Consider the following 24,112-nt stretch of genomic DNA (forward strand, 5'->3'; position numbering starts at 1 on the left):
GGCCTCCACTCCAGCCAGCATCTTGAATCACAAAACCGACTGATCCGGAATCCCCTTCGATTCCGTCAAATCAGGAACCGCTCTAGCGCTGAATTCGACCTTGCCCATGCCGTCGATCACGGCCCGCAACGCTTCGAGATCGGCATGGATTGCCGCGCGCTCGGCGTCGGCGGCATCGTTGCGAAATCTGACGAAGACACAGTGCCTGATCATTCTTTGTCCCTCATGCCGCTCGGTTGGTGGAAAACACCGCCGGCGGCAGCGGCTCGCGGCCAAGGATCAGATCGGCGCCTTTTTCGCCAACCATGATCGTCGGGGCATTGGTGTTGGAGGAGGGGATGCGCGGCATCACCGAGGCGTCGCAGACGCGCAGGCCCTCGATACCGCGCAGCCTGAGATCTGGCGTTACCACGCTCATCGCATCGTGGCCCATGCGGCAGGTGCCGACCGGGTGGTGGTCGGTCTTGGAACTGCGGCAAGCGTAGTCGAACAGCTCGTCGCCGCTCTGCAGGTCGGGTCCCGGCAGTACCTCGCGCAGCACAAAGGGGGCCAGCGCCTTCTGCCGCATGATCTCGCGCGCCAGCCTCAACCCTTTGATCGACATGTCGCGGTCATAGGAATCGGACCAATAATTCGGATCGATCAGCGGGCGGTCGGCCGGATCGGCACTGTTCAGCCGCACGGTGCCGCGCGAGCGCGGGCGCAGGAACGCCGAGTTCAGTGTCACGCCCGGATTGTTCAGCTTCTCGACGCCGGCCTCGATGCCGGAGCCGAGGCCGAGATGCAGCTGGATATCGGGAGAGGCGGCGGTCGGATCGGCGTACCAGAAGCCGCCGGTCTCGAACAGGCTGGAGGCTACCGGGCCTTTCTTCAGGAGCAGATACTGCAGCCCGGCCCACGCCGTCCAGTGCAGCTTGGCGTAGTTGTCGTAGGTGTGATCGCCGGTGCATTCGGCGATGACGAACAGGTCGAGATGATCCTGCAGGTTGGAGCCGACGCCGGGCAGATCGTGCACCGGTGTCACGCCGACCGCCTTCAGATGGTCGGCCGGGCCGATGCCCGACTGCAGCAAAAGCTTCGGCGAGCCGATGGCGCCGGACGAGACGATCACCTCGCGCTCGGCGCGCAGGATCGTTGGCTGGCCGCCCGGCCTGTCGACGATCTCGACGCCGACGGCGCGGCCCTTGTCGACGACGATGCGCGTCACCAGAACGCCGGTCCTGACGGTGAGATTCTTTCGCTCGCGGATCGGCCGGAGATAGGCGACAGAGGCGGAGGAGCGCTTCGCGTCCTTCTGCGTCAGCTGATAATAACCGACGCCCTCCTGGGCTACCCCGTTGAAGTCGGGATTGAAGGGGATGCCCATCTCCTGTCCGGCACGGAAATAGGCCTCGCAGATCGGCAGCGGCGCGATCGGGTTCGATACGCCGAGCGGGCCTTGGTCGCCGTGGAAATCGTTGGCATAACGCTGGTTGTTCTCCGCGCGCTTGAAATAGGGCAGCACGTCGCGATAGCCCCAGCCGGCAAGGCCTTCTTCCTTCTCCCAGGCGTCGTAGTCGCGGGCGTTGCCGCGCGTGTAGATCTGGGCGTTGATCGAAGAGCCGCCACCGATCACCTTGGCCTGCGTGTATCGGAAGACACGGTCCTGCATGTGCTTTTGCGGCACCGTCGACCAGCCCCAGGCGGCGATGCCCTTGGTCATCTTGGCGAAACCGGCCGGCATGTGGATCAACGGATGCCAGTCCTTGCCGCCGGCTTCGAGCAGCAGCACCTGATGCGACGGATCTTCGCTCAGCCGGTTGGCGAGTACGCACCCGGCCGGGCCGGCGCCGACGATTATGTAGTCGGTCATGGCATCACCTGTTCATAGCCTCGGCACCGACAGCGCGCCGTCGATATTGATGACCGAGCCGGTCGAAAAGCCGAACTTGCCGCCGGCGAGCGCCGCCACGGCGGCACCGATATCTTCGCTCTCGCCCCAGCGCATCGCCGGCACCAGCCCGCCGTCGATCAGCCCGTCATATTTGGCGGTCACACCGGCGGTCATGTCGGTGCGGATGATGCCCGGGCGCACCTCGAACACGGCGATATTTTCGGCGGCGAGCCGCAGTGCCAGGTTCTTCACCCACATCGAAAGCCCAGCCTTGGAGATGCAGTAATCGGAACGTTCCGGCGAGGCCATGGCGGCGCTGACCGAAGTGATGGTGATGATCGATCTCGCACCATCGCTTGGCAGGCCGAGCATCGCTTTGGCGACGGCCTGGCTGAGGAATACGGTGCCGCGCAGATTGATGCCGAGCACCCGGTCGAAATTTTCCGGCTTGAGCTCGAGCAGATCGCCGCGCAGGACAGTGCCGATGCCGGCATTGTTGACCAGGCAGTCGATGCGGCCGAAGGCGCTTGTCGCGGCATCAATCAGCGCTGCGTGGCCGTCGAGGTCGGCGATGTCGCAGCTGACATAGGCGAATTTCGCGCCGCGCCCGGTGATGTCGGCGGCGAGCCCGTCTGCGGCTTCGTCAGCAAGGTCGGCGACCAGAATATCGAAGCCGGCGCTGGCCAGCGCCTCGGCACAGGCAAGGCCGATGCCGCGCGCGCCGCCGGTGACGATCGCTGCCGGGCGGCTCATGTTGCGAGCTCCGTCTTGCGGATATGGTCGGCGACGCGCAGCGCCTGTGCGGCGATCGACAGCGCCGGATTCACGGCGGCCGAATTCGGCAGGAAGCCGGCATCGACGACGAATAAATTGCTGTGGTCGAAGGAGCGGCAGAACGGATCGAGCGGCGAGGTCGCTGGATCGTTGCCCATCTTCACAGTGCCGCATTGGTGCGAGGGCGTGCGCTTGTCAAACGGACGCGACAGGACGATCGGATAGCCGCAGGCGCGGAAATTCTCGCGCATCACCTTGGTCAGTCCGTCGAGCGACTGCATGTTAGAGCGCCGCCACTGCATGACGATGTCCTTGCCGTCGACCGTGATGCGGCTCTCGGGATCGGGCAGGTCCTCGCACATCAGATACCAGTCGACGGCGTGGCCGGCCATGAAATCGAGCGCGAATTTGGGCGCGCGCCTGACATTGGCCTTGAGGATGTTGCCGTCGATCTTGCCGAGGAGCTGGACATTGCCGAGCGGCTTGCCGCCCTTGCCGTCGGACAGATAATAATCGTTCAGCATCAGCGTCTTCTGGTAGACGGATTTGTTCCGGCGGCGTGGATCGATCGCCAGCATGGCGCTCGAATTGTGGTTCATGAAGTTGCGGCCGACCTGGTCGGAACGGTTGGCCAGGCCTTTGCCACCTCCCTTGCCCTTGGAAGAAGGGGAAGGCGAACGCAGCAGGACGGCGGCTGAATTGACCGCGCCGGCCGACAGGATCACCAGCTTCGGCGCGACTTTCTTCAGCGCACCGTTCTGGCGGTAATGGACGGTCTCGATCGTCCTGGCGTCCGGCGATGCCTCGAGATATTCGACATGGGCGCCGGTCTCAAGCCGGATATTCTGATCGGCAAGGGCTGCTGCCAACGGCCCGGATTGCGCGTCGATCTTGCCGGTCCCGGTGTTGGGAAACGCGTCCCACGGCGTGCTGCCATCTTTCAGCCAGGCTTCGATGTCGACGCCGAGCGGCAGCGATGCCGGATGCAGGCCTAGGCTCTTCAACTCGGCGCGCGCACGCGCGATCGACGGCTCGTCTGGTACCGGCCCGAAAGGGTAGGGCGTAGAGTGGAACGGCTCGGTCGGGTCTTCGCCGAGTGCACCGCGCACGTGAAAAAGCTGCTCGGCCTTGGAATACCAGGGCTCGAATTCCTCATAGGAAAACGGCCAGGCCGGCGAGATGCCGCCATAGTGCTCCATCTCCGAAAAGTCTTCCCTGCGGTAGCGGATCAGCACAGCGCCGTAGAATTTCGAATTGCCGCCGACATAGTAGTAATTGCCCGGGTTGAAAGGCGCTCCGCCGGCCTCGAGCCACATCTCCTTCGGCCGATAATGACCATCGACGAAGATCGCGCGGGTGTCGCGTGTGTGCGGCGTTGCCGGCAGGGCTTCGCCGCGCTCCAGCATCAGGATCGAGGCGCCACTGCCGGCAAGGCCGGAGGCGATCGTGGCGCCGCCTATGCCGGAGCCGATGATGACGATGTCGGGATTTGTCATGGCCGTTAGACGATGCGTTTCTCGGTCGCCGGATCGAAGAACACCGCCTTGGTCAGGTTGAAGGCGAGCGGCGTGACCGTGCCGGGCTGGATTTTGGCATCGGCGCGCAGCCGCGCCACCACCGCCTTGCCGCCGAGATTGGTGACCGCGAACGTATCCGAGCCGGCCGGCTCGATGACCTCGATGTGACAGTCGGCGCGGGCGATGTTCGAGGCGTTGCGTTCGGCACCCTCGGGATCGGTCAGTGCTTCCGGGCGGACGCCGAAGATGATCGGTTTTCCCTGGAATGCCGACAGGCCGGCCGGCGCATTGCCCAGCGGCAGCGAGATCGGCTGGCGCGCCTCGCGCTCCATGACGACGGAGAAGCCGCTGCCGTTGCTGCCGATCGTCGCCGGGATCAGGTTCATCGCCGGCGAGCCCATGAAGTCGGCAACAAACAGGTTGACCGGGTTGTTATAGATTTCGGCTGGCGTGCCGAACTGCTGCACCTCGCCGTCGCGCATCACCGCGATCTTGGTGGCCAGCGTCATCGCCTCGATCTGGTCGTGGGTGACGTAGACGATGGTGGTGCCGGTGGTGGCGTGCAGGCGCTTGATCTCGATGCGCATGTCGACACGCAGCTTGGCGTCGAGATTGGACAAAGGCTCGTCGAACAGGAACAGCTTTGGATCGCGCACCAGCGCCCGGCCCATGGCGACGCGCTGGCGCTGGCCGCCGGAGAGCTGGCTTGGCTTGCGCTTCAGCAGATGGCCGATCTGCAGGACCTTCGCCACCTTGTCGATCGCCTTCTGGCGCTCGCCGGCCGGCACGCCGCGCATCTCCATGCCGAAGGCGATATTGCCGGCAACCGTCATGTTCGGATAGAGCGCGTAGCTCTGGAAGACCATGGCGATGTCGCGCTTGGAGGGGTGGAGATCGTTGATCGTGCGTCCGTCGACGCGGATTTCCCCTTCGGTGATGGTTTCCAGGCCGGCAATAGTGTTGAGCAGCGTGGACTTGCCGCAACCGGAAGGCCCGACCAGCACGAGGAAGCCGCCCTTTTCCAGGTCGAGGTCGATGCCTTTCAGGATCTCGACCGCTCCGAAACGCTTCTTCAGCCCGTCAATTTCCAGAAAAGCCATGCGATTATCCTTTGACGGCGCCGGCCATCAGGCCGCGCACGAAATAGCGGCCGGCGAGCACGTAGACGAGGAGCGTCGGCAGCGCGGCGATCATCGCCGCCGCCATGTTGACGTTGTATTCGACGACGCCGGTCGAGGTGTTGACGACATTGTTCAGCGCCACCGTCATCGGCATCACGTCGCCTGAGCCGGCATAGGCGGAAGCGAAGAGGAAGTCGTTCCAGATGTTGGTGAACTGGTAGATCACCGTCACCACGATGATCGGCAGCGAGTTGGGCAGCATTATGCGCCGGAAGATCTGGAAGAAGCTGGCGCCGTCGATCTGCGCCGCCTTCACCAGCTCGTTCGGAAACGCTTCGTAATAATTGCGGAAGAACAGGGTGGTGAAGCCGATGCCGTAGACGACGTGAACGAACACCAGGTTCACGGTCGGATTGCCGAAGCCGAAGGTGAGGCCGGTCGCGTTCTGCAGCTTGACGCCGAACCGGCCGAGGCTGCCGAGGATCGTTGCCATCGGCAAGAGGACGGACTGGAACGGAATGAAGCAGGCAAACAGCATCAGCCCGAACACCAGCGTCGCCCCGCGAAAGCGCCACTTCGTCAGCACATAGCCGTTGAGCGCGCCGAGCAGGGTCGAGATGATGACGGCCGGAACCACCATCTTGATCGAGTTCCAGAAATAACCCTTCATGCCGACGCAGGTGAGACCCGAGCAAACCTCGCTCCACGCCCTTATCCAAGGTGCGAAGGTCGGCTCCTGCGGCAGCGCCAGCATGTTGCCGTTCTGGATTTCGTCCATGGTCTTGAACGAGGTCACAAGCATGACGAACAGCGGCATCAGATAGAACAGCGCGAACAGCGCCAGCAGCCCGTAGATGACAATACGGTTGACCGTCCTGGCGCTGATACCGCCAGTGCTCTGGCGAGCAGGAGTGGCCACGGCGCTCATCGCGGCTTCTCCCGAAGCTCGGAATAGAGATAGGGAACGATGATCGCGGTGATGGTCATCAGCATGATCACGGCGCTGGCCGAGCCGACGGCCATCTCGTTGCGCTTGAAGGTGTACTCATACATGAAGTTGGACGGCAGCCAGGCCGAACCGCCCGGCCCGCCGCTGGTCAGCGCGACCACCAGATCGTAGGATTTGATGGCGAGATGCGCGAGGACGATCAAGGCGGACAGGAAGATCGGCCGCAGCAGCGGGATGACGATGCGACGGTAGAGCTGGAAGGTGGTGGCGCCGTCGATCTGCGCCGCCTTCAGGATCTCGCCGTCGATGCCGCGCAGGCCGGCCAGGAACATCGCCATGATGAAGCCCGACGCCTGCCAGACGCCGGCGATGACCACCGTGTAGATGACGAAATCCTTGTTCTTGATCCAGTCGAAATGGAAGCTCGTCCAGCCCCATTGGTGCAGTGTCTGCTCGAGGCCGAGGCCGGGGTCCAGAAACCATTTCCAGGCAACGCCGGTGACGATGAACGACAGTGCCATCGGGTAGAGGTAGATCGGCCGCAGCACACCTTCGCCGCGGATCTTCTGGTCGAGCAGGATCGCCAGGAACAGGCCGAGCGCCAGGCAGATGGAAATGTAGAGGAAGCCGAAAATCCCCATATTGGTGATCGACGTGTACCAGGAGGACGGCGGATCGCTTTCGAAAGTCCAGCGCCATAGCCGCTGATAGGCGCGTGGCCCGGTGATCGCATAGGAGGGAAAGGTCTTGGAATTGGTGAAGGACAGATAGATCGTCCACAGGATGAAGCCGTAGACGAAGACGATTGTGGCGGCGAAGCTCGGCGCCAGCACGAGCTTCGGCAGCGCATTCTGAAGGCGCGAGCGCACCGTGGCGCCCGGACGGGCATCGTGCTCCGGCGTCAGCGTGATACTGGTTTCAGCAACTGTGCTCATCTGTCCATTCCGTATGGCGGGTCCGGAATTCTGCTGTCTCGGGCTCTGCGGCACGAAAGCGTGCCGGTCGGCGCAACCGCAAAACCTCGCCGCAGGGGATCTCCCCGGCTTGCGCCGGGGAGATCATTCACATGGGCGGGTGCCTTACTTGGCGTCTTCGATCGCGCTGACCAGTTGGGTCACGGCCTCGTCCGAGGTCTTGATCTGGCCGTGCACGAATTTCGAGACGACATCCTTGTAGGCGTTGGCAACCGCGGGAGGCGCGCCATAGCCCTGCGCCAGCGAACCGAACAGCGTGCCGCCTTCATTGGCGGCCTTCAGGTCGGCCATGCCCTTCTTGCCGCAAGCGTCGAAGTCGGTGTCCGGCACGTCGGTGCGGGCCGGGACAGAGCCCTTGACGACGTTGAAGGCCGACTGGAAGCTCTTCGACAGCGTGGCGGTGGCCAGGGCGATCTGGGCTGCCTTGCGGTCCTCCGGAACGTTGAACATGCCGAACATGTCGGAGTTGTAGACGACGCTGCCGTCGGTGCCCGGGAAGCGGTAGCACAGGAAGTCGGTGCCCGGGACCTTCTTGGCGGCGTTGAATTCGCCCTTGGCCCAGTCACCCATCACCTGCACCAGCGCATCGCCCTTGATGACCATGGCGGTGGCGAGGTTCCAGTCCCGGCCCGAGAAGTTCGGGTCGACATAGGTGACGAGCTTGGCGAGATTGTCGAACGACTTCTTCATCGTGTCGGACTTCAGCGACTCCTCGTCGAGGTCGTTGAAGGCCTTCTTGTAGAACTCAGGCCCGCCGGTCGACAGCACGACTGAGTCGAACATTGTCGCTTCCTGCCAGTTCTGGCCGCCCAGCGCGAGCGGGATGACGCCCGCCGCCTTGGCTTTGTCCAGCAACGCAATGAAGTCGTCGAAGGTCTTGGGCTCGGTGCCGCCGATCTTGTCCATCACCGCCTTGTTGATCCATAGCCAGTTGACCGAGTGGACATTGACCGGAGCCGCGACCCACTTGCCGTCATAGACGGAGAATTTCTGCAGGGCCGCGGGAACGGACTTGTCCCAGCCTTCCTTTATCGCCGTCTCGGTCAGGTCGCCCATAACGCCGGCTGCGGCGTAATCGAGCACGGTATAGCCAAGCATCTGCGAGGCGGTCGGGTAGTTGCCCGCTGCCACCATCGCCTTCAGCGCGGTCATGGCAGCGTCGCCGCCGCCGCCGGCCACCGGCACGTCCTTCCAGGCAAAGCCTTCCTTGGCCAGATCCTGCTTGAGCACGTTCAGAGCGGCAGCTTCGCCGCCCGACGTCCACCAATGCAGCATCTGGACTTCCTTGACGTCCTCGGCATGGGCCGCGAACGCAACGCCCGATGCGAGAGCCGTCCCGATAAGCAGTTTGCGCAACATGTACTTCCTCCCTTGTTGAACTTACACGACCGGCGGATGCCCGCCGGGTTCTTCCCAACTCAGCCGACCCACCATCCGGTGCGCTGGCCGCGATGAAACTGGATTGTCTTTTCCTCGGTATAATCCTCGACGGCGCGCTTGCCGAGTTCGCGTCCGAGACCGGACTGCTTGTAGCCGCCGAAAGGCAGCTCGGGGTAACCCTCCATGAACGTGTTCACCCAAACGGTTCCCGAACGCACATTCCGCGCCACCGACATGCAGGTATCGATGCTGGCGCTCCACACGCCCGCCGACAGACCATAGGGCGTGTTGTTGGCGATGTGCAACGCCCTTTCAATCGATTCAAAAGTCAGCACCGAGAGCACCGGACCGAACACTTCCTCGCGTGCAATGGCCATGTCTTCGGTGACATCGCGAACGATGGTCGGATCAAGATACTGGCCGGCGCTCGAAGCAAGCTGATTGCCGCCGCTACAGATCCGGCCGCCGCCGTTTTCCGCTGCCGTCACGTAGCCGGTGACCTTGGCCATATGGTCGGCGGAGATCATCGCGCCGACCTTGGTGCGGTCGTCGAGCGGGTCGCCGACAACCACCTTGGCGGTGAGGGCATTGACGGCGCCGAGGAACTCGTCGGCGATCGCCTCATGGACGATCAGCCGGCTGCCGGCATTGCAGCATTCGCCGGCATTGAAAAAGCCGCCGAACACCGCCGCGTCGGCGGCGGCCTCGAGGTCGGCATCGGGAAAGACGATCTGGCCGTTCTTGCCGCCGAGCTCCATCGCGACTTTCTTCAGCGAGTTGGCGGCAGACGCCATGGTCATCTTGCCGACGCGGGTGGAGCCGGTGAACGACACCATCTCGACCAGCGGATGGCTGACCATCGGTGCGCCGACATCGGCGCCCAACCCGGCAAGGATGTTGACGACGCCATTCGGCAGGCCGGCCTGCATCAGGATCTCGCCGAGCACAAAGGTCGAGGCCGAGGTCATCTCGCTCGGCTTGACCACCGCCGTGCAGCCGGCGGCGAGCGCGAAGGGCAGCTTCTGGCTGACGATAAGGAACGGGAAATTCCACGGCGTGATGATGGAGACGACGCCGATCGGTTCGCGCAACACGACGCCGAGCATGGCATCGCCGAGATTGGCGTAGCTTTCGCCGTGAAGCGTGCGGGCAAGTGCCGCGGCATAACGCCAGATATCGACGGCGCCGCCGATCTCGCCGCGCGCCTGCGCAATCGGTTTGCCGGATTCCAGTGCGTCGAGCCGGGCAATCTCGTCCAGCCGCGCCTCGATCAGGTCAGCAGCCTTGAGCAGGATCGCGGCGCGCTCGGCGGCCTTCATGCGCGGCCACGGGCCGGTCTCGAAGGCCCTGTGCGCGGCCTGTACCGCAGCCTCCACGTCCGCCGCGCCGGCTTGTGCATAGCGCGAGACGGTGAAGCCGTGGCCAGGGCTGCTGCGCTCCAGCGTGCGGCCGTCCTGGGCGTCGACGAACCTGCCGCCGATCAGCAGCCGGTAGCTTTTCGGCGCTGCGGCTGCCTCGGCGGGTATGGCGATGTTGAGGGGTGCGTTCATGTGATTTCCAGGTTCCTAAGATCTTGAGAACGCCGGCTTCTGCTTGGCCTTGAAAGCCTCGACGCCGGTCCTGAGATCGCTTGTCAGCGCGATGAAGCCGCTGGCCAGCGCTTCGGTCGCGGCAGCACTCTCTTCGCCCTCGGCGATGGCAATCATCAGCTTGGCGGCTTCGGTCGCGAGCGGGCCGCGCTCGGCGATCTTGCCGGCCCAGGCCTTGGCTTCGGCGAACGCCTTGCCGGTCTCGACCACCCGGTCGACAATCCCCACTGCCATCGCATCGGTAGCCAGAAACACCTCGCCGCCGAGCGCCATCCGCCGCACTGCCTGCGCACCGAAGCGGCGCACGGCGCGCTGGGTGCCGGACCAGCCGGGAACGACGCCGATCGAGGTTTCGGGGAACCCCAGTTTCACCTGCGTTTCTGCCACGCGAAAGTCGCAAGCCGCCGCCAGTTCCAGCCCGCCGCCCAGCGCATGGCCGGCAAGAACGGCGATGGTCGGCTGCCGCAGCCGCGCCAGCCGGTCGAAGACGCGGTGGCCGTAGCGCACCCATTGCACCTGGAAATCGGCAGCGCTCATTTCTGCCCAAGCCTCGACGTCGCCGCCAGCGCAAAAGCCCTTGCCTTCGCCGCAGACCAGCACGACGCGGACGCCGGTTGCTGTCTCGGCCTCGTCGAATGCCGCTTCCAGCGCCCGCAGCATCGGAATATCGAGCGCGTTGAATTTCTCCGGCCGGCGCAGCGTGACAATGCCTATGGCGCCGTCGGTTTCAAAGGTTACCAGACGCTCAGCCATGTGCGCCTCCAAGCGACGCGCCGCCATTGAGCGATAGGCCGATCGGCCGGGCCCGGTAGAGCGCATCCGGCGTCACTTTCAGGTCGTTGGCGACGGCGAGCGGGATCTCGGCCTGCGCCAGCACATCGCGCTCGAGGTCGATGCCCGGCGCCAACTCGGTCACCATCAGCCCCGCAGGCGTCAGCTTCATCACGCAGCGCTCGGTGACATAGGTGATATCCTGTCCCTGCGCGACGGCACGCTTGCCCGAGAAGGAGATATGCTCGACCTCGCCGACGACCTTCTTGACCTTGCCCTCCTGGTCGATGCGGATGCCGCCACCGGCAAGCGACAACTTGGCGCCGGCATTGAAGAAACCGGAAAAGACGATCTTCTTCGCCCGCGCGGTGATGTCGACGAAGCCGCCGGCGCCGGCGGTGACATGGGGCCGCGCCGAAAGCTTCGAGACATTGACCGAGCCGTGCCGGTCGATCTGCAGGAAGGACAGCAGCGAGGCGTCGAAGCCGCCGGCCTGGAAATAGATGAACTGGTGCGGCGAAGGCATGAAGGCATCGGCGTTCGACGAGCAGCCGAACTTGAAATCGAGCAGCGGCACGCCGCCGACCGCGCCCTGTTCGATGACCCAGGTGACCTTGCCGTGCTGGCCTTCCTCGAGCAGGATGCGCGGCACATTGGCCGAGATGCCGAAGCCGATATTGACCGCCATGCCGTCGGCAAGCTCCATGGCGACGCGGCGCGCAATGACCTTCTGGACGTTCATCTCGGCGTTGCGAAAGCTCGACAGCGGCCGGAAGATCTCGCCGGAGATGGCCGGATCATAGGGCGTCAGCGTCGTCTGCAACTGGTCGGGCGCCACCACGATATGGTCGACCAGCACGCCGGGCACGCGCACATCGTGCGGCTTCAGCGTGCCGTTCTCGACGATGCGCTTGACCTGCGCGATGACGATGCCGCCATTGTTGCGGGCGGCCAGCGCCTGTTCGAGGCCGCCGAGATAGGCACCCTCATGCTCATAGGTAAGGTTGCCGCGCTCGTCGGCCGTGGTGGCGCGAATGATCGCGACCTGAGGTACGATCGAGCGGAAATAGAGCCACTCCTCGCCATCGAACTGCTGCACCGAAACGATCGGCTCGCTGGCGGCCGCGTTCATGGCGCAACCCTGATGGCGCGGGTCGGCAAAGGTATCGAGCCCGATCTTGGTCAGCACGCCGGGACGCTTGGCGGCGGCTTCGCGGTGCATGTCGAACAGGATGCCGGACGGCACGTTGTAGGCGGCGACCATATTGTCGCCGATCATCTTCCAGATCTGCGGCGGTTCGGAAGATGACGGCCCGGATGGATAGGAGCCGCACAACGTGCGCTTCAACAGGCCGGGCTTGGCTAGATGGTCGATGCCCTTGATGCCGTACATGTCACCGGCGGCGATCGGGTGCAGCGTCGTGATGTCCCTAGGATGGCCTTCGGCGTCGAAGCGCTCGCCGATCGCGGCAAGCACCGCATCCGGGCAGCCGAGGCCGCTCGACGACGACACGGAAACGACCACGCCATCTTTGATCAGGCCGGCAGCCTCAGCCGCGGAAACGAGTTTGCTCACGCTGCGCTCCCGAGCTTCGGGTCGATGGCAACGGCCTTGCCGGACCTGGCCGACTGCAATGCCGCTTCGGCTGATGTCAGCGACCAGACGCCGTCCTCGCCGGTGGCGGAAGGCTGGCCCTCGCCGCGGATCGCCGCGTGGTATTGGCGCAGCGAACGGGCATAGAGGTCTTCGCGGTCGAAGCTCAATTCCTCTTCGTCTTGTGCCGTGCGAAGCAACACAGAGCCGAGCGGCTTCTGCGTCATCACGTCCTTGGCGATCAGCGAGCCTTCGCTGCCATGCACCTCGAAGCCGGTGCCGGCGAATTTGGTGGTGAAGCCCTCATGCGATTGGGCAATGATCCCCGATCCGAAGCGCCAGAGGCACATGGCGCCGTCTTCCAGCCCGCCGGCGGCCATGCCGGCCGACTGCGTGAATGCCGAGATCTCGACGGGATCGTCGCCGAGCACGAAGCGCAGCGTGTCGGCATCGTGGACGGTGATGTCGAGCACCACGCCGCCGCCGGCGTCCGGCCTGGTGATGCGCCAGCCCTGCAGGTTTTCCGGCAGATAGACGGAGTGGAACACGCGCGCGGCGATCGGCCTGCCGATGCGGCCGGCAGCGATCGCTTCGCGCATCGCCCGATGCGAGCCGGCATTGCGCAGGTGGTGATTGGTGCCGAGCACGACGCCGGCGGCCCTGGCCGCCGCGACCATCTTGCGCGCGTCGGCGCTGGTCAGCGCCAGTGGTTTTTCGCAAAGCACATGCTTTCCCGCCTCGATGGCGGCGAGTGCCTGTTCGAGATGCAATTCGTTGGTGGTCGAGATGTAGACGGCGTCGATGTCGGAGCCGAGCAATTCATCAATCGTCGCGACCGCCGCCGGAATGCGGTTTTCCAGAGCATAGGCGGTAGCCCGCTCCGGGCTGGAGCTCATCACCGCGGCGATCTCGCCGTCCGGCTGCGCGCGGATGGCGCCGATCATGAACTGTCTTGCGATCGTGCTGGCGCCGATCAGCCCCCAACTGACGGTCATGCCGCGTCTCCCATTCCTGCGCAGCCATGCTCCTTGCGATCGGGGCCGCAGCTTTCCCTGACCACGAGGTTGACGGCGCCGATATGATCCTCGGCGCGCGTGGTGCGCGATTGGATCATCTTCAGCACGACATGGGCGGCGCGCTCGCCGAGGCCGGCGGTGTTCACCGCGACGCTGGTCAGCGCCGGCATATAGTGCTCGGCCTCGGCGACGTCGTCGAAGCCGACGACGGCAAAGTCCGCGCCGGGTTCCAGGCCGCGCTTGCGCAGCGCCAGCAAGACGCCGAAGGCGACCGCATCGTTGAAGCAAAGGGCCGCGGTCGGCGGCGCGGCCATGGCAAGTGCGGTTTCCAGGCAGGCAATACCGCCCTTGCGGCTGGTTTCGCCCTCGAAGACCAGCCTGTCGGCCGGATCGATGCCGAGCGCTTCACAGGCCTCGCGAAAGCCGCCCAGGCGTTCGTGATAGACGACAAGGTCGGACGAGCCGCCGAAGAAGGCCAGCCGGCTGTGGCCCTTGCCGATCAGATGGGCGGTGGCAAGATAAGCGCCGCGATGATTGTCGGGCGTGATCACCGGGATGCGGCTTTCGGGAAGCCGGCGCATGACGAAGACGACCGGAACGCCTGCGGTCTCAAGGCGACGGAACGCGCCAGGCGTGGTGCCGCGCGCCGGCGACACGACGAGCCCGGCGACACCCTGCTCCATCAACGATTTCAGAACCTCTTCCTGGCGCACCGGGTTTTCGGCCGTATTGGCGATGAAAGGCACGACGCCGGCCGACTGGAAGACGCGCTCCATGCCGACCGCGAGCTCGGCGAAAAACGGATTGGTGAGATCGTTGATGACCATGCCGATGACGTTGGAATGGGCCTTGCGCAGATTGGCGGCGCCGCGGTTGTAGACATAGCCGACGTCCTCGATCGCCTTGCGCACCTTGAGCGCGGTTTCGGGCCGGATCAGCCCGCTGCCTTGCAGCACCAGCGATACCGTCGATTTGGACACGCCCGCCTCACGGGCGATGTCGAGTATCGTTGCCTTGGCCCGGCTGGCCATCCAGATCTGTCCTCCCGGTGGTTTCTTGTGCGATTTTATTGGAACGATCTAATCCCTGCGGCGCATTTGAGTCAATCGCGTTTTTGCGAAGCCGGGAAAAATGCGGCTCGGCGGCGCAATCCTCCGGCAAGCAGGGCTTTCGGCTACTGCGATGCAGCAATTTTCGCTGCACGAGGCAGGGGGCAAAATATCTTGATTTGTTGGAACGTTCCATTTAATAGGCATTGGTAGGGGAGAGAGCCATGGACATCACCTTGCCCGGGGAAGGCGCCAGCCGTGTCCGCTACCGGCTTGTCGGCCAGCCGGTGCAGCCGGTGGCCGGCGCTCGCTTCTCGCGCATCGCCTACGCCGCCGCCCATGTCGTTGCCGATCCCCTCGCCATGACCGATCCGTGGTCGAGGCCCGCGGTCGACTGGGACAAGACGATGGCGTTTCGCCGTCACCTCTGGCGGCTTGGCTTCCGTGTCGCCGAAGCGATGGACACCTCTCAGCGCGGCATGGGTTTCGACTGGGCGAATGCCAAGGAATTGATCCGCCGCTCGATCGCCGAGGCGCGCAGCGTCGAAGGCGCCGATCTTGCGTCGGGCGCCGGCACCGACCATCTGGCGCCGGGGGGCGCCAGCAGGCTAGATGATGTCATCGCGGCCTATGAAGAACAGCTCGGCTTCATCGAAGGGCTTGGCGGCAAGGCGATCATGATGGCCAGCCGGGCGCTGGCGGCGGTCGCCAAAGGCCCCGACGACTATATCGGCGTCTACGACCGCATCCTGTCCCAGGCCTCCGGCAAGGTCATCCTGCACTGGCTGGGCGACATGTTCGACCCGGCGCTGAAAGGCTACTGGGGCAGCAGCGACTTCGAAACTGCGCTGGAGACGGTGGTCGCGATCATCGAACGCCATGCCGGCAAGGTCGAAGGCATAAAGATATCGCTGCTCGATGCCGGCAAGGAGATTGCGCTCAGGGATCGGCTGCCCGAGGGCGTGCTGATGTTCACCGGCGACGATTTCAATTACCCCGAGCTGATCGCCGGCGACGGCGACAGACATTCGCACGCGCTGCTCGGCATTTTCGATGCCATCGCGCCGGTCGCCAATGCGGCGCTGGCAAAGCTGGCCGACGGCGACCGCGCGGGCTACGACGCGCTGATGGCCCCGACAGTGCCGCTGTCGCGCAAGATCTTCGAGGCGCCGACCGAATACTACAAGGCCGGCATCGTCTTCATGGCATGGCTGAACGGCCATCAGGAGCATTTTTCGATGGTCGGCGGCATGCAATCGGCGCGCGGCGTCCGTCACTATGCCGATGTCTTTCGCCTTGCCGACCAGGCAGGGTTGCTGGCCGACCCCGGGCTTGCCATTGCCAGAATGACAAGCCTGTGCGCGGTAGCGGGCGTCTGATCGCGAGCGCTACAGTGTCCGATCCAAAGGTTGCTTCGGGTGGCTTTGCGATTTGCCTTGTCTGGGCAAATCTGTATGCGGTATGCGTCCGGCAACAGAGAAGCCGATCCGGCGCTCCGCCGGCCAACTGGCATAGCTGCCGTTCTGCATTGGGGTAAGCTGATGACCTTCGACCTTCAGGGTAAGCGCGTTTTCGTGGCCGGACATCGCGGCATGGTCGGCTCGGCCATCCTGCGCAGATTGGCCGACGAGGATTGCGAGGTCCTGACCGCCTCGCGCGCCGAGCTCGATCTTCTCGACCAGGCCGGCGTGCGGCGTTGGATGTCAGACCGCAAGCCGGATGCAGTGGTGATGGCGGCGGCCAAGGTTGGCGGTATCCTGGCCAACAACAGGCTTCCGGTCGATTTTCTGCAGGACAATCTCGTCATGCAGAACAATGTCATCGACAGCGCCTTCCGCAACGAGGTGCAGAAGCTGCTGTTTCTCGGTTCATCCTGCATCTATCCCAAATTCGCGGCGCAGCCGATCTCCGAGGACGCCTTGCTGACAGGGCCGCTCGAACCCACCAACGAATGGTATGCGATCGCCAAGATCGCCGGGCTGAAACTGTGCCAGGCCTATCGGCGCCAGTACGGCGTCGACTACATCTCGGCGATGCCGACCAATCTCTACGGTCCGGGCGACAATTTCGACCTCAATTCCAGCCATGTCGTGCCCGCTCTGATGCGCAAGGCGCACGAGGCCAGGCGCGCCGGCCGCAAGAGCCTGGAGGTGTGGGGATCGGGCACGCCGATGCGCGAATTCCTGCATGTCGACGACGCCGCCGGCGCGCTGGTCTGGTTGCTGAAGAATTATTCGGGCGACAGCCACATCAATGTCGGCTCGGGGGAAGACATCACCATTGCCGATCTTGCCCGCACCATCGTGTCGGTCGCTGGCGCCGATGCCGCAATAACATTCGATGCGACGAAGCCGGACGGCACGCCGCGCAAGCTGATGGACGTGTCGCGTCTGTTCGCCACCGGCTGGCGCCCGCGCTACTCGCTGCGCAGCGGGTTGGAACAGACCTATGCCTGGTTTCTGGAGCACGTCGAGACCGGCGATCTGCGCCTCGGTGCGGCCTGAGGCCGGTATTGGCCGGGAACCTCAGTCGACGAAAAATACCGACGGCCAATTGAGGGATTATTTGGATGGTGGGCGTGACAGGGATTGAACCTGTGACCCCTGCAATGTCAATGCAGTGCTCTCCCGCTGAGCTACACGCCCATCCGAAGCCGCGCATACACCATTTTTGGTTCGGCACGTCAATAGCGGGAAAAGGGAAAGAACGCCTGGCTTGCGGCGTCGGTCAAGACGCGACAAAAAGCGCGTCAGGCGGCCTGCAGCATCTTTTCGACCTCGTTGACGAGGTCGCGCAGGTGGAACGGCTTCGATAGCACCTTGGCGTCTTTCGGCGCCTTGGAATCAGGGTTCAGCGCGACGGCGGCGAAGCCGGTGATGAACATCACCTTGAGGTCGGGATCGATCTCCGTGGCGCGTCGGGCGAGCTCGATGCCATCCATCTCGGGCATGACGATGTCGGTCAAAAGCAGCGAAAAAGGTTCCTCGCGCAGCCGCTCATAGGCGCTGGCGCCATTGTCGAAATCGCTGACCTGATAACCGGCGCGCTCCAGCGCCTTGACGAGGAACCGGCGCATGTCGTCGTCGTCTTCCGCCAGCAGAATGCGTGCCATGTTGTCCCGTCCGAATCACCCAACCGACAATGCCGTGCGGCAAGCCCGTTAACCATGCTGTATATGAGGAGGTGACGGTAAACATCAAGTGAACGTTGGCCGCACAATCCTGATTTGGCTGGCGCTTCGGCGGCTGGACATGCGGGCGGCGAGGTGGCACTTTCCCATCATGATGCATTGGTATTCCCGGGTTCGTCCAAATTGAAAACGGCAGCCGAGGATTTTTCGGTCGTTCCACCCTTCGAAATCCGATCGGGCGCCGAACAGCGCGTTCCCTTCCTCTTCAACTCGCCGCATAGCGGCCGCTACTATCCGGACCGGTTCATGGCTATGGCCAAGCTGGACCGCAACGCCATCCGCCGCTCCGAGGACTGCTATGTCGAGGAATTGTTCGGCGGCGCCGTCGCGCTCGGAGCGCCGATGCTGGCGGCAAACTTCCCGCGCGCCTATCTCGACGTCAATCGGGAGCCGTGGGAACTCGACCCGCGCATGTTCGCCGAACCGGTGCCGTCATTCTGCAACATCCGCTCGGCGCGGGTGGCCGGCGGGCTCGGCACCGTGCCCAAGCTGGTCGGCGAGGGGCTCGACATCTATTCCGGCCGCTTGCCGCTGGCGGAAGCCGTGGCGCGCATCGAAGCGGTCTACAAGCCCTATCACGAGACGCTGAAACGGCTTTTGACCAGAACCCATGCGCGCTTCGGCTACGCCGTGCTGATTGACTGCCACTCGATGCCGGCAAGCATAAGGGTCGGCGACAGCGGATTGCGGCCGGATTTCATCGTCGGCGACCGTTTCGGCATCTCGGCCGCGGCGGCGTTGACCGAGACGGCGATCGGCCTGCTCACCGGCATGGGCTACAGCGTCGCCCACAACAAGCCCTATGCCGGAGGCTTCATTACCGAGCACTATGGCCGCCCCGTGCGCCATCTGCATGCGCTGCAGATCGAGGTCAATCGCGGGCTCTACATGAATGAGCGGACGTTCCAGAGATCGGCTGGTTTCGACGCACTGGCCGACGATCTGGCGCGGTTTTCGGCCGAACTGATGGCGATGCCCGATCACAATTTCATGGATCTGCCGCTGGCCGCCGAATAGCCGCGGAATCGCGGTACCGCCGCTCATGCGGCAGCGTAAAAAAAGACCGCATCGTTTGCACGACACGGTCGAAGTCTAGGGAGGAAACGCCCAAGGAGGGCATGGACAGGAACCCCTGTCCGAGAACAAACGTATTGTGCGCTGCACAAATGTCAAGGCGCGTTCCGGCTTTTTTAATTCACTGTGAAGTGGAAACTGCATTTCCATGACGACGGCGTTGCATTCGAGCAACAGTTGGCACCATGCGAAAGGCTCCGAACGCCCTTGTTTCGGCATAAATCCCTAGGCAAACGGGTATCTCCAAACATGCTGGAGCGGGAGAATCAGTTGGACATCAGCATCGAGTTCATGCGGCGCATTGCGCGTGCCGCCGCAGCGGAGACCTTGCCGCGCTTCCGCAGCCAGGGCGCGGTCACCAACAAGGAGCGCGGCAGCTTCGACCCGGTCACCGAGGCCGACCGCGAGGCCGAGCGCGCCATCCGGGCGCTGATATCAGCGCAATACCCCGATCACGGCATTCTCGGCGAGGAACATGGCAGCGAAAACATCTCCAGCCGGCATGTCTGGGTGATCGATCCGATCGATGGAACGCGCGCCTTCATTTCCGGCCTGCCGGTATGGGGCACGCTGGTCGGGCTGACGGTCGACGGCGATGCCGTCGCCGGCATGATGTCGCAGCCCTTCACCGGCGAGTTGTTCTACGCCAATGCCTCCGGCGCGCATTATGAAGGTCCCGGTGGCTCCCGAAAACTCGCTACGCGCAAGACGACGAATCTCGCCGAGGCGACGCTGTTCACCACCACGCCGGCGCTGTTCAAGGGAGACGCGCGCCTGCGCTACGACCTGTTCGAGCAACAGGTCCAGCTCGCCCGTTACGGCACCGACTGCTATGCCTTCGCGATGGTGGCGGCGGGCAGCGTCGATATCGTTGCCGATCCCGGATTGAAACCGTACGACATCGTCGCGCTGATCCCGATCATCGAGAAGGCAGGCGGCGTTGTCACCACCTTCGAAGGCGGGCCGGCGGAAAACGGCGGCGACATCCTGGCGGCGGCGACACCTGAGCTGCACGCAGCCGCGATGGCGGCGCTGCGCGGCTAAGCATCCGGTGCACCCACGCGTCTGTTTTGCGCAAATCCGACGGAAACCGCGGTACGGTCCTAAAGCAAAGCGCGTCGCGTTTGAGTGAACTTATGTGACGCGCTTGTTTTATGCATGTTATCGCAAAACCGCTGCGCGACATGCATTAGCTGTCGGCAGGCCAAGCGTCCGAGAGACGCAGGCCCCACAAAATGAGCACGAAAGAGATGAGGCCGGTCGGCGCGGACGAATACGCCACACCTTTGATCACAGCTTCCTGAAAGGCACTTCCGTGGAAGGCTCCGGCCGCCAACGGCATAGTCTCGTTGCCGGCCGCCCAGGCGCTGGCGATCACGTAGGCGGCCAGGATCGCCAAAGCCGAATAGATCAGCAGCCAGAAAGCAATCCGCGACGTCGCCGCGCCGAGATTGAGCCTAGACCATGTGAGGCCTAGAGCCAGCAAGAGAACGCCCTCCAGGGCGCTGAGCGTGTGCGCGGACAGTCCGAGCCGCGGTGCGGCGAGATACGGTATTGCAAACCCTTCGAATGACGAAAACAGCAGCAGCGCGACGCCAATCTGCAGTAGCCGATGCCCCTGACGTGACAGCGTGTTCGATGCGTTCATGGTCGTTTTTCTCCCGGCAAATGGCCTCCATTCTCTTTGGCAGCAACCTAGCGCTCGATGCCTTAACGGGAATAAGGGGGCACGCTGCGTCGGACAAGCGACCCGTGCGGGCTTTGTTGGCGGGCGCCGGCGAAGCGGTCAAACAGCGTCGCCGGTTCCGGGGATGAAGGCATCGAATGCCGCAAGCAACTGCTCGCGATAGAGGTCGGCTTCCTGGAGAATTTCATGGCGGGCGCCGTCGATCATCACTAGCGAGCCGACGCGCAGACGTCTCGCATAGGCTTCGACTGCCCTGGTCGAGACGACCTGGTCGGCGCCGGCGGCGATAATCAGCAAGGGCACCTGGATCTTGGCCATGAAATCCGGGTCGCTGACGATCAAGGATGCCTCGGTGGCCGCCTTCAGCCAGCGGATCGTCGGTCCGCCGAGCGCCAGCTGCGGATAGGTTTCGTAGATCAGCGTGTTGCGCCGATAGCGTTCCGGGTCGCTGGTCAGCTTGTTTATGGCGAAGGGCACCGATTCCTTGGGCCGCGGCCCCCATGCGGCATAGAGCCGGCCAAGGCCGAGAAGGCAGAACAGCGAACAGAGGCGGCGGACGGTTTTTACCGAAACCGGCAGGTCCGGCACGGTGAAGAACGGTGCGATCAGCACCATGCGGCGCACGCGGTTCGCCATCGAGGGCGCGGCGAGCAGCGCAATCACCGCGCCGGCCGAGTGGGCCAGTATGTAGTAGGGTCCTCGGCAATCGGGCAGCACGATCTCCTCGAAGAACTGCTCCAGATCGCCGGTGTAGTCGAAGAAGCTCCGGACGAAGCCGCGCTGTCGGTCGCCGATCAGCCGGTCGGAAGCGCCCTGTCCGCGCCAGTCGAGGGTTGCCACGCCAAAGCCCCGGTCGGCAAGGTTGCGAATGGTCTCGAAATACTTCTCGATGCACTCGTTGCGGCCGGTCAGGACGACGACGGTGCCCTTCATCGGGCGGGCAACCGCGGCAAACAGCCCATAGCGGATCTTCTTGCCGTCGCGCGTGGTGAAGAAGCCGCCGGCCGCGTTTTCCGGCAGCGGATTGCCCGGAGTTTCCTGGAAGAGAGGGGGCTGGTGGGGAAGATCGGTCATGCGGTTTTTGGTTGGTGTCGGTGCCGGCGTGGGCGCAAGTCAGGCATAAACGCCCATGCGCCAAAAGCAAAGGAATTTGGGACGCCGGGGAGGTCGACCGCCAGGCACCGAACAAGTAAGGCCGGAAGCAGCCTTGGCGTGCTTCCGGCCTCTGTCGACCGGGAGGAAGGGACGTTACACCCGGTTCGGCCTCGTCGTGTCGCCTTTTTCGCGACCTGTTCGTTATCTCGAGAACAGTTTTAATGCCGCCTGGCTGAACGCTCGCCGAAGCCACGGTTCATCTGCCGTTCATCGGCATCGGGACGTGGGCCGGGGACCGGTCCCGTTCGGACGCGGGAAAATCTTGAAATGCCGTCGCCGGCTTCCCAAATTTGTCATGCGGTCGCCAATGTCGGGGCCGCTGGCCCATCCGGAACGCCGTCACGGGTTTCGCACCGGCCATACGCAACCTTGTTGCTCAACAGGAGAACACACCATGCGTCACGTTGATTTTTCCCCGCTCTACCGTTCGACCGTCGGTTTTGACCGGTTGTTCACCATGCTCGATTCGCTTGCGCAGCCGGAAGGCCAGACGTATCCGCCTTACAACATCGAGCGCACGGGCGAGGATGCCTATCGCATCTCGATGGCTGTGGCCGGCTTCTCGGAAGATGAGATTTCGATCGAAGCTCACCGCAATGTGCTGACCGTCAAGGGTGAGCGCAAGGAGGAAGGCAATGGCGAAGGCTCCGAACTGCTCTATCGCGGTATCGCCAGCCGAGCCTTCGAGCGCCGCTTCCAGCTTGCCGATCACGTCGAGGTTGTCGGCGCCGCGCTGAAGAACGGCCTGCTCTTCGTCGACCTCAAGCGCAACATCCCCGAAGAGCTGAAGCCGCGCAAGATCGCGATCACCTCGGCTCCGGCCAAGGCCAAGCAGATCGAGGCCAAGACTGCCGCCTAAGCCAGGCAGCTAAACTCCGGGACGCCAACTCCCCGGGAAGAAAGGGCGGTGCAGCAATGCGCCGCTCTTTTTGCTGGTGGGCAAGGCTTGCTATCCGGCGAGCAGGTAGCCGAAACGGTCGACCTCGTCGGGCGTGGTCGCGAAGCTGGTGACAAACCGATAGAGCGCTTCGTCTTCGCCAATGTAGCCGTCGTAGCCGAGCGGCCTGTGCCAGTCGTGGAAGGCCGCCCCTGCCGCTTGCATTCTTTCGGCCTCGGCCTTTTTCATGACTGCGAAGACCTCGTTCGCCTGCGGCAGCCAGGCCAGCCGGGCCGAAGGGGAATCTTCTATCGCCGCGGCAAGCCGTGCCGCCATCGCATTGGCGTGCCGTGCTGTGTCGAGCCACAGCCCACCCCTGAAATAAGCATCGAATTGCGCGGCGATGAAGCGCGATTTCGAGAACAGCTGGGCCGCGCGCTTACGCAAAAAGGCCAATTCCTTGGCTCGCTCGAGGTCGAACAGCACGATCGCCTCGGCGCACCAACAGCCATTCTTGGTGCCGCCGAAGGAGAGGATGTCAACGCCATGCTTCCAGGTCATTTCGGCCGGCGTCGTTTCCAGCGCGACGAGCGCATTGGCAAAGCGGGCCCCATCCATGTGCAGCGGCAGTCCATGCTGCTTTGCGATCGCCGAAATCCTGGCGATTTCGTTCAGTGTGTAGACGGTGCCGACTTCGGTCGACTGGGTGATCGAAACGGCAACCGGCCGCCCGGAATGGACGTTTTCGGGTGCGAAACGGTCCACCGCCCGTTCCAGATTGCCGGCATCGATCCTGCCGAGTGCGCCTTCGACTGTACAAAGCCGCGAACCGCCGGTGAAATATTCCGGTGCACCGCATTCGTCCTCGATGATGTGCGATTCGCGATGGCAGAAGGAAATGCCGCCTGGCTTGTTATAGGTAGTCAGCGACAGCGAATTGGCAGCGGTGCCGGTGGCGACGAAAAACACCGCGACTTCGCATTCGAAGATCTCATTGAAGCGCTGGTAAACGGTCTTGTCGAGGGCACCGTCGCCATAGGCGGTGGAGAAGCCGTCGGCATGGGCCGACAGGCCGGCAGCGATACGGGGATGGGCGCCTGCCCAATTGTCGGAAGCGAAAATCATGCGTGTGCCCATGCTGGGGAAATCGGTGCGAGCTTGGCCGCTTTCGCATGCCGGTCGCAAGGGGCAGATACCGAAAATCCGCTAAAGCCAGTGAAACGCATGAGCGTAGATGCAGCGACGGAAGGTTACGCTGACACGGCGTTCCGCGCAATTTTCTGTCGCGAAAGCTTCAAGAAATTTGTGAATCGGTCTTGTGTGCATCCAAAATTTCTGTCATAAAAATTTAGGACAGTAGTGCTGTCTTATTTTGTCGCACAAAACTGGCCGCATTGGCATATGATTGCGCCTCTGCGGCCATTGCCGCGAGCGACAGCTAGACAGTCTGGCTCCGGCCTGTACGAATACCATATGCGAACCATGCGGAAAGCCGCACGGTCGGCAAGAATTTCGCAAGACG

Annotated in this window: 22 protein-coding genes and 1 tRNA gene; 5 read left to right on the plus strand and 18 right to left on the minus strand. The window is 63.5% G+C overall.

Going from position 1 to position 24,112, the window contains the following annotated elements:
* Positions 1-27: 27 nt before the first annotated feature.
* The 13 genes from NKH59_RS25690 to NKH59_RS25750 all read right to left on the minus strand — a co-directional run bounded on the left by NKH59_RS25690 (position 28) and on the right by NKH59_RS25750 (position 14,589).
* Complete coding sequence (locus NKH59_RS25690) at positions 28-213, minus strand: Dabb family protein (protein ID WP_353023460.1); 186 nt, start codon at positions 211-213, stop codon at positions 28-30.
* A gap of 10 nt (positions 214-223) precedes the next feature.
* Positions 224-1,852, minus strand: coding sequence for a GMC family oxidoreductase (locus NKH59_RS25695; RefSeq protein ID WP_352979016.1), 1,629 nt, complete (start codon positions 1,850-1,852; stop codon positions 224-226).
* A gap of 12 nt (positions 1,853-1,864) precedes the next feature.
* Positions 1,865-2,626, minus strand: a complete 762-nt coding sequence (locus tag NKH59_RS25700) for a 3-ketoacyl-ACP reductase (protein WP_352469507.1) — start codon at positions 2,624-2,626, stop codon at positions 1,865-1,867.
* Positions 2,623-4,143: a GMC oxidoreductase gene (locus NKH59_RS25705; protein WP_352979014.1), complete on the minus strand. Its 1,521-nt coding sequence runs from the start codon at positions 4,141-4,143 to the stop codon at positions 2,623-2,625. Before NKH59_RS25705 ends, NKH59_RS25700 begins: the two co-directional genes overlap by 4 nt.
* A 5-nt stretch (positions 4,144-4,148) precedes the next feature.
* A complete protein-coding gene (locus tag NKH59_RS25710) occupies positions 4,149-5,264 on the minus strand; it encodes an ABC transporter ATP-binding protein (RefSeq protein WP_023675366.1) in 1,116 nt (371 codons plus the stop codon).
* Between the two features lie 4 nt (positions 5,265-5,268).
* The gene (locus NKH59_RS25715) at positions 5,269-6,213 is read right to left on the minus strand and encodes a carbohydrate ABC transporter permease (RefSeq protein ID WP_023675367.1); all 945 of its coding nucleotides are present in this window, start codon (positions 6,211-6,213) and stop codon (positions 5,269-5,271) included.
* On the minus strand, positions 6,210-7,169 hold the full coding sequence (locus NKH59_RS25720) for a carbohydrate ABC transporter permease (RefSeq protein ID WP_352469510.1): 960 nt from the start codon (positions 7,167-7,169) through the stop codon (positions 6,210-6,212). Before NKH59_RS25720 ends, NKH59_RS25715 begins: the two co-directional genes overlap by 4 nt.
* 144 nt (positions 7,170-7,313) lie before the next feature.
* Positions 7,314-8,567: an ABC transporter substrate-binding protein gene (locus NKH59_RS25725; RefSeq protein WP_031194023.1), complete on the minus strand. Its 1,254-nt coding sequence runs from the start codon at positions 8,565-8,567 to the stop codon at positions 7,314-7,316.
* Positions 8,568-8,626: 59 nt separating this feature from the next.
* Positions 8,627-10,138: an aldehyde dehydrogenase family protein gene (locus NKH59_RS25730; RefSeq protein WP_352539369.1), complete on the minus strand. Its 1,512-nt coding sequence runs from the start codon at positions 10,136-10,138 to the stop codon at positions 8,627-8,629.
* Between the two features lie 15 nt (positions 10,139-10,153).
* On the minus strand, positions 10,154-10,930 hold the full coding sequence (locus tag NKH59_RS25735; protein WP_352539368.1) for an enoyl-CoA hydratase/isomerase family protein: 777 nt from the start codon (positions 10,928-10,930) through the stop codon (positions 10,154-10,156).
* Positions 10,923-12,524, minus strand: coding sequence for an acyl CoA:acetate/3-ketoacid CoA transferase (locus NKH59_RS25740; protein ID WP_352539367.1), 1,602 nt, complete (start codon positions 12,522-12,524; stop codon positions 10,923-10,925). Before NKH59_RS25740 ends, NKH59_RS25735 begins: the two co-directional genes overlap by 8 nt.
* A complete protein-coding gene (locus NKH59_RS25745; RefSeq protein ID WP_352539366.1) occupies positions 12,521-13,537 on the minus strand; it encodes a Gfo/Idh/MocA family protein in 1,017 nt (338 codons plus the stop codon). The genes NKH59_RS25740 and NKH59_RS25745 overlap by 4 nt, the downstream gene beginning before the upstream one ends.
* A complete protein-coding gene (locus NKH59_RS25750) occupies positions 13,534-14,589 on the minus strand; it encodes a LacI family DNA-binding transcriptional regulator (protein ID WP_352469516.1) in 1,056 nt (351 codons plus the stop codon). The genes NKH59_RS25745 and NKH59_RS25750 overlap by 4 nt, the downstream gene beginning before the upstream one ends.
* Before the next feature lie 242 nt (positions 14,590-14,831).
* On the opposite strand from NKH59_RS25750, the gene NKH59_RS25755 reads away from it, so the two are divergent.
* Positions 14,832-15,986: a dihydrodipicolinate synthase family protein gene (locus tag NKH59_RS25755; protein ID WP_352612914.1), complete on the plus strand. Its 1,155-nt coding sequence runs from the start codon at positions 14,832-14,834 to the stop codon at positions 15,984-15,986.
* 162 nt (positions 15,987-16,148) lie between these two features.
* Positions 16,149-17,111, plus strand: coding sequence for a GDP-L-fucose synthase (gene fcl, locus NKH59_RS25760; RefSeq protein WP_352994577.1), 963 nt, complete (start codon positions 16,149-16,151; stop codon positions 17,109-17,111).
* 66 nt (positions 17,112-17,177) lie between these two features.
* On the opposite strand, the gene NKH59_RS25765 is transcribed toward fcl, so the two are convergent.
* Positions 17,178-17,252: transfer RNA gene (locus NKH59_RS25765), tRNA-Val, on the minus strand.
* Positions 17,253-17,356: 104 nt separating this feature from the next.
* A complete protein-coding gene (cpdR, locus tag NKH59_RS25770; protein WP_006199474.1) occupies positions 17,357-17,719 on the minus strand; it encodes a cell cycle two-component system response regulator CpdR in 363 nt (120 codons plus the stop codon).
* A gap of 153 nt (positions 17,720-17,872) precedes the next feature.
* Here cpdR and NKH59_RS25775 point away from each other — a divergent pair, with 153 nt between their 5' ends.
* Both NKH59_RS25775 and hisN read left to right on the plus strand, forming a co-directional pair.
* The gene (locus tag NKH59_RS25775; RefSeq protein WP_352539364.1) at positions 17,873-18,814 is read left to right on the plus strand and encodes an N-formylglutamate amidohydrolase; all 942 of its coding nucleotides are present in this window, start codon (positions 17,873-17,875) and stop codon (positions 18,812-18,814) included.
* Positions 18,815-19,141: 327 nt separating this feature from the next.
* Positions 19,142-19,915, plus strand: a complete 774-nt coding sequence (gene hisN / locus NKH59_RS25780) for a histidinol-phosphatase (RefSeq protein ID WP_353023462.1) — start codon at positions 19,142-19,144, stop codon at positions 19,913-19,915.
* A 145-nt stretch (positions 19,916-20,060) separates the two neighbouring features.
* Here hisN and NKH59_RS25785 read toward each other — a convergent pair whose 3' ends face one another.
* Together NKH59_RS25785 and NKH59_RS25790 are read right to left on the minus strand one after the other, a co-directional pair.
* Positions 20,061-20,519, minus strand: coding sequence for a styrene oxide isomerase (locus NKH59_RS25785; protein WP_352469520.1), 459 nt, complete (start codon positions 20,517-20,519; stop codon positions 20,061-20,063).
* Positions 20,520-20,657: 138 nt separating this feature from the next.
* On the minus strand, positions 20,658-21,632 hold the full coding sequence (locus NKH59_RS25790; protein WP_352994574.1) for an alpha/beta fold hydrolase: 975 nt from the start codon (positions 21,630-21,632) through the stop codon (positions 20,658-20,660).
* Between the two features lie 475 nt (positions 21,633-22,107).
* Between NKH59_RS25790 and NKH59_RS25795 the strand changes: the two genes are divergently transcribed.
* On the plus strand, positions 22,108-22,572 hold the full coding sequence (locus tag NKH59_RS25795; protein WP_023675381.1) for an Hsp20 family protein: 465 nt from the start codon (positions 22,108-22,110) through the stop codon (positions 22,570-22,572).
* Positions 22,573-22,662: 90 nt separating this feature from the next.
* Here the strand turns inward: NKH59_RS25795 and NKH59_RS25800 are convergent, their stop codons facing one another.
* Positions 22,663-23,715, minus strand: coding sequence for a threonine aldolase family protein (locus NKH59_RS25800; RefSeq protein ID WP_352501928.1), 1,053 nt, complete (start codon positions 23,713-23,715; stop codon positions 22,663-22,665).
* Positions 23,716-24,112: the final 397 nt, after the last annotated feature.

The sequence above is a fragment of the Mesorhizobium sp. M0998 genome, assembly GCF_040318885.1.
In the GTDB taxonomy this organism is placed as follows: Bacteria; Pseudomonadota; Alphaproteobacteria; order Rhizobiales; family Rhizobiaceae; genus Mesorhizobium.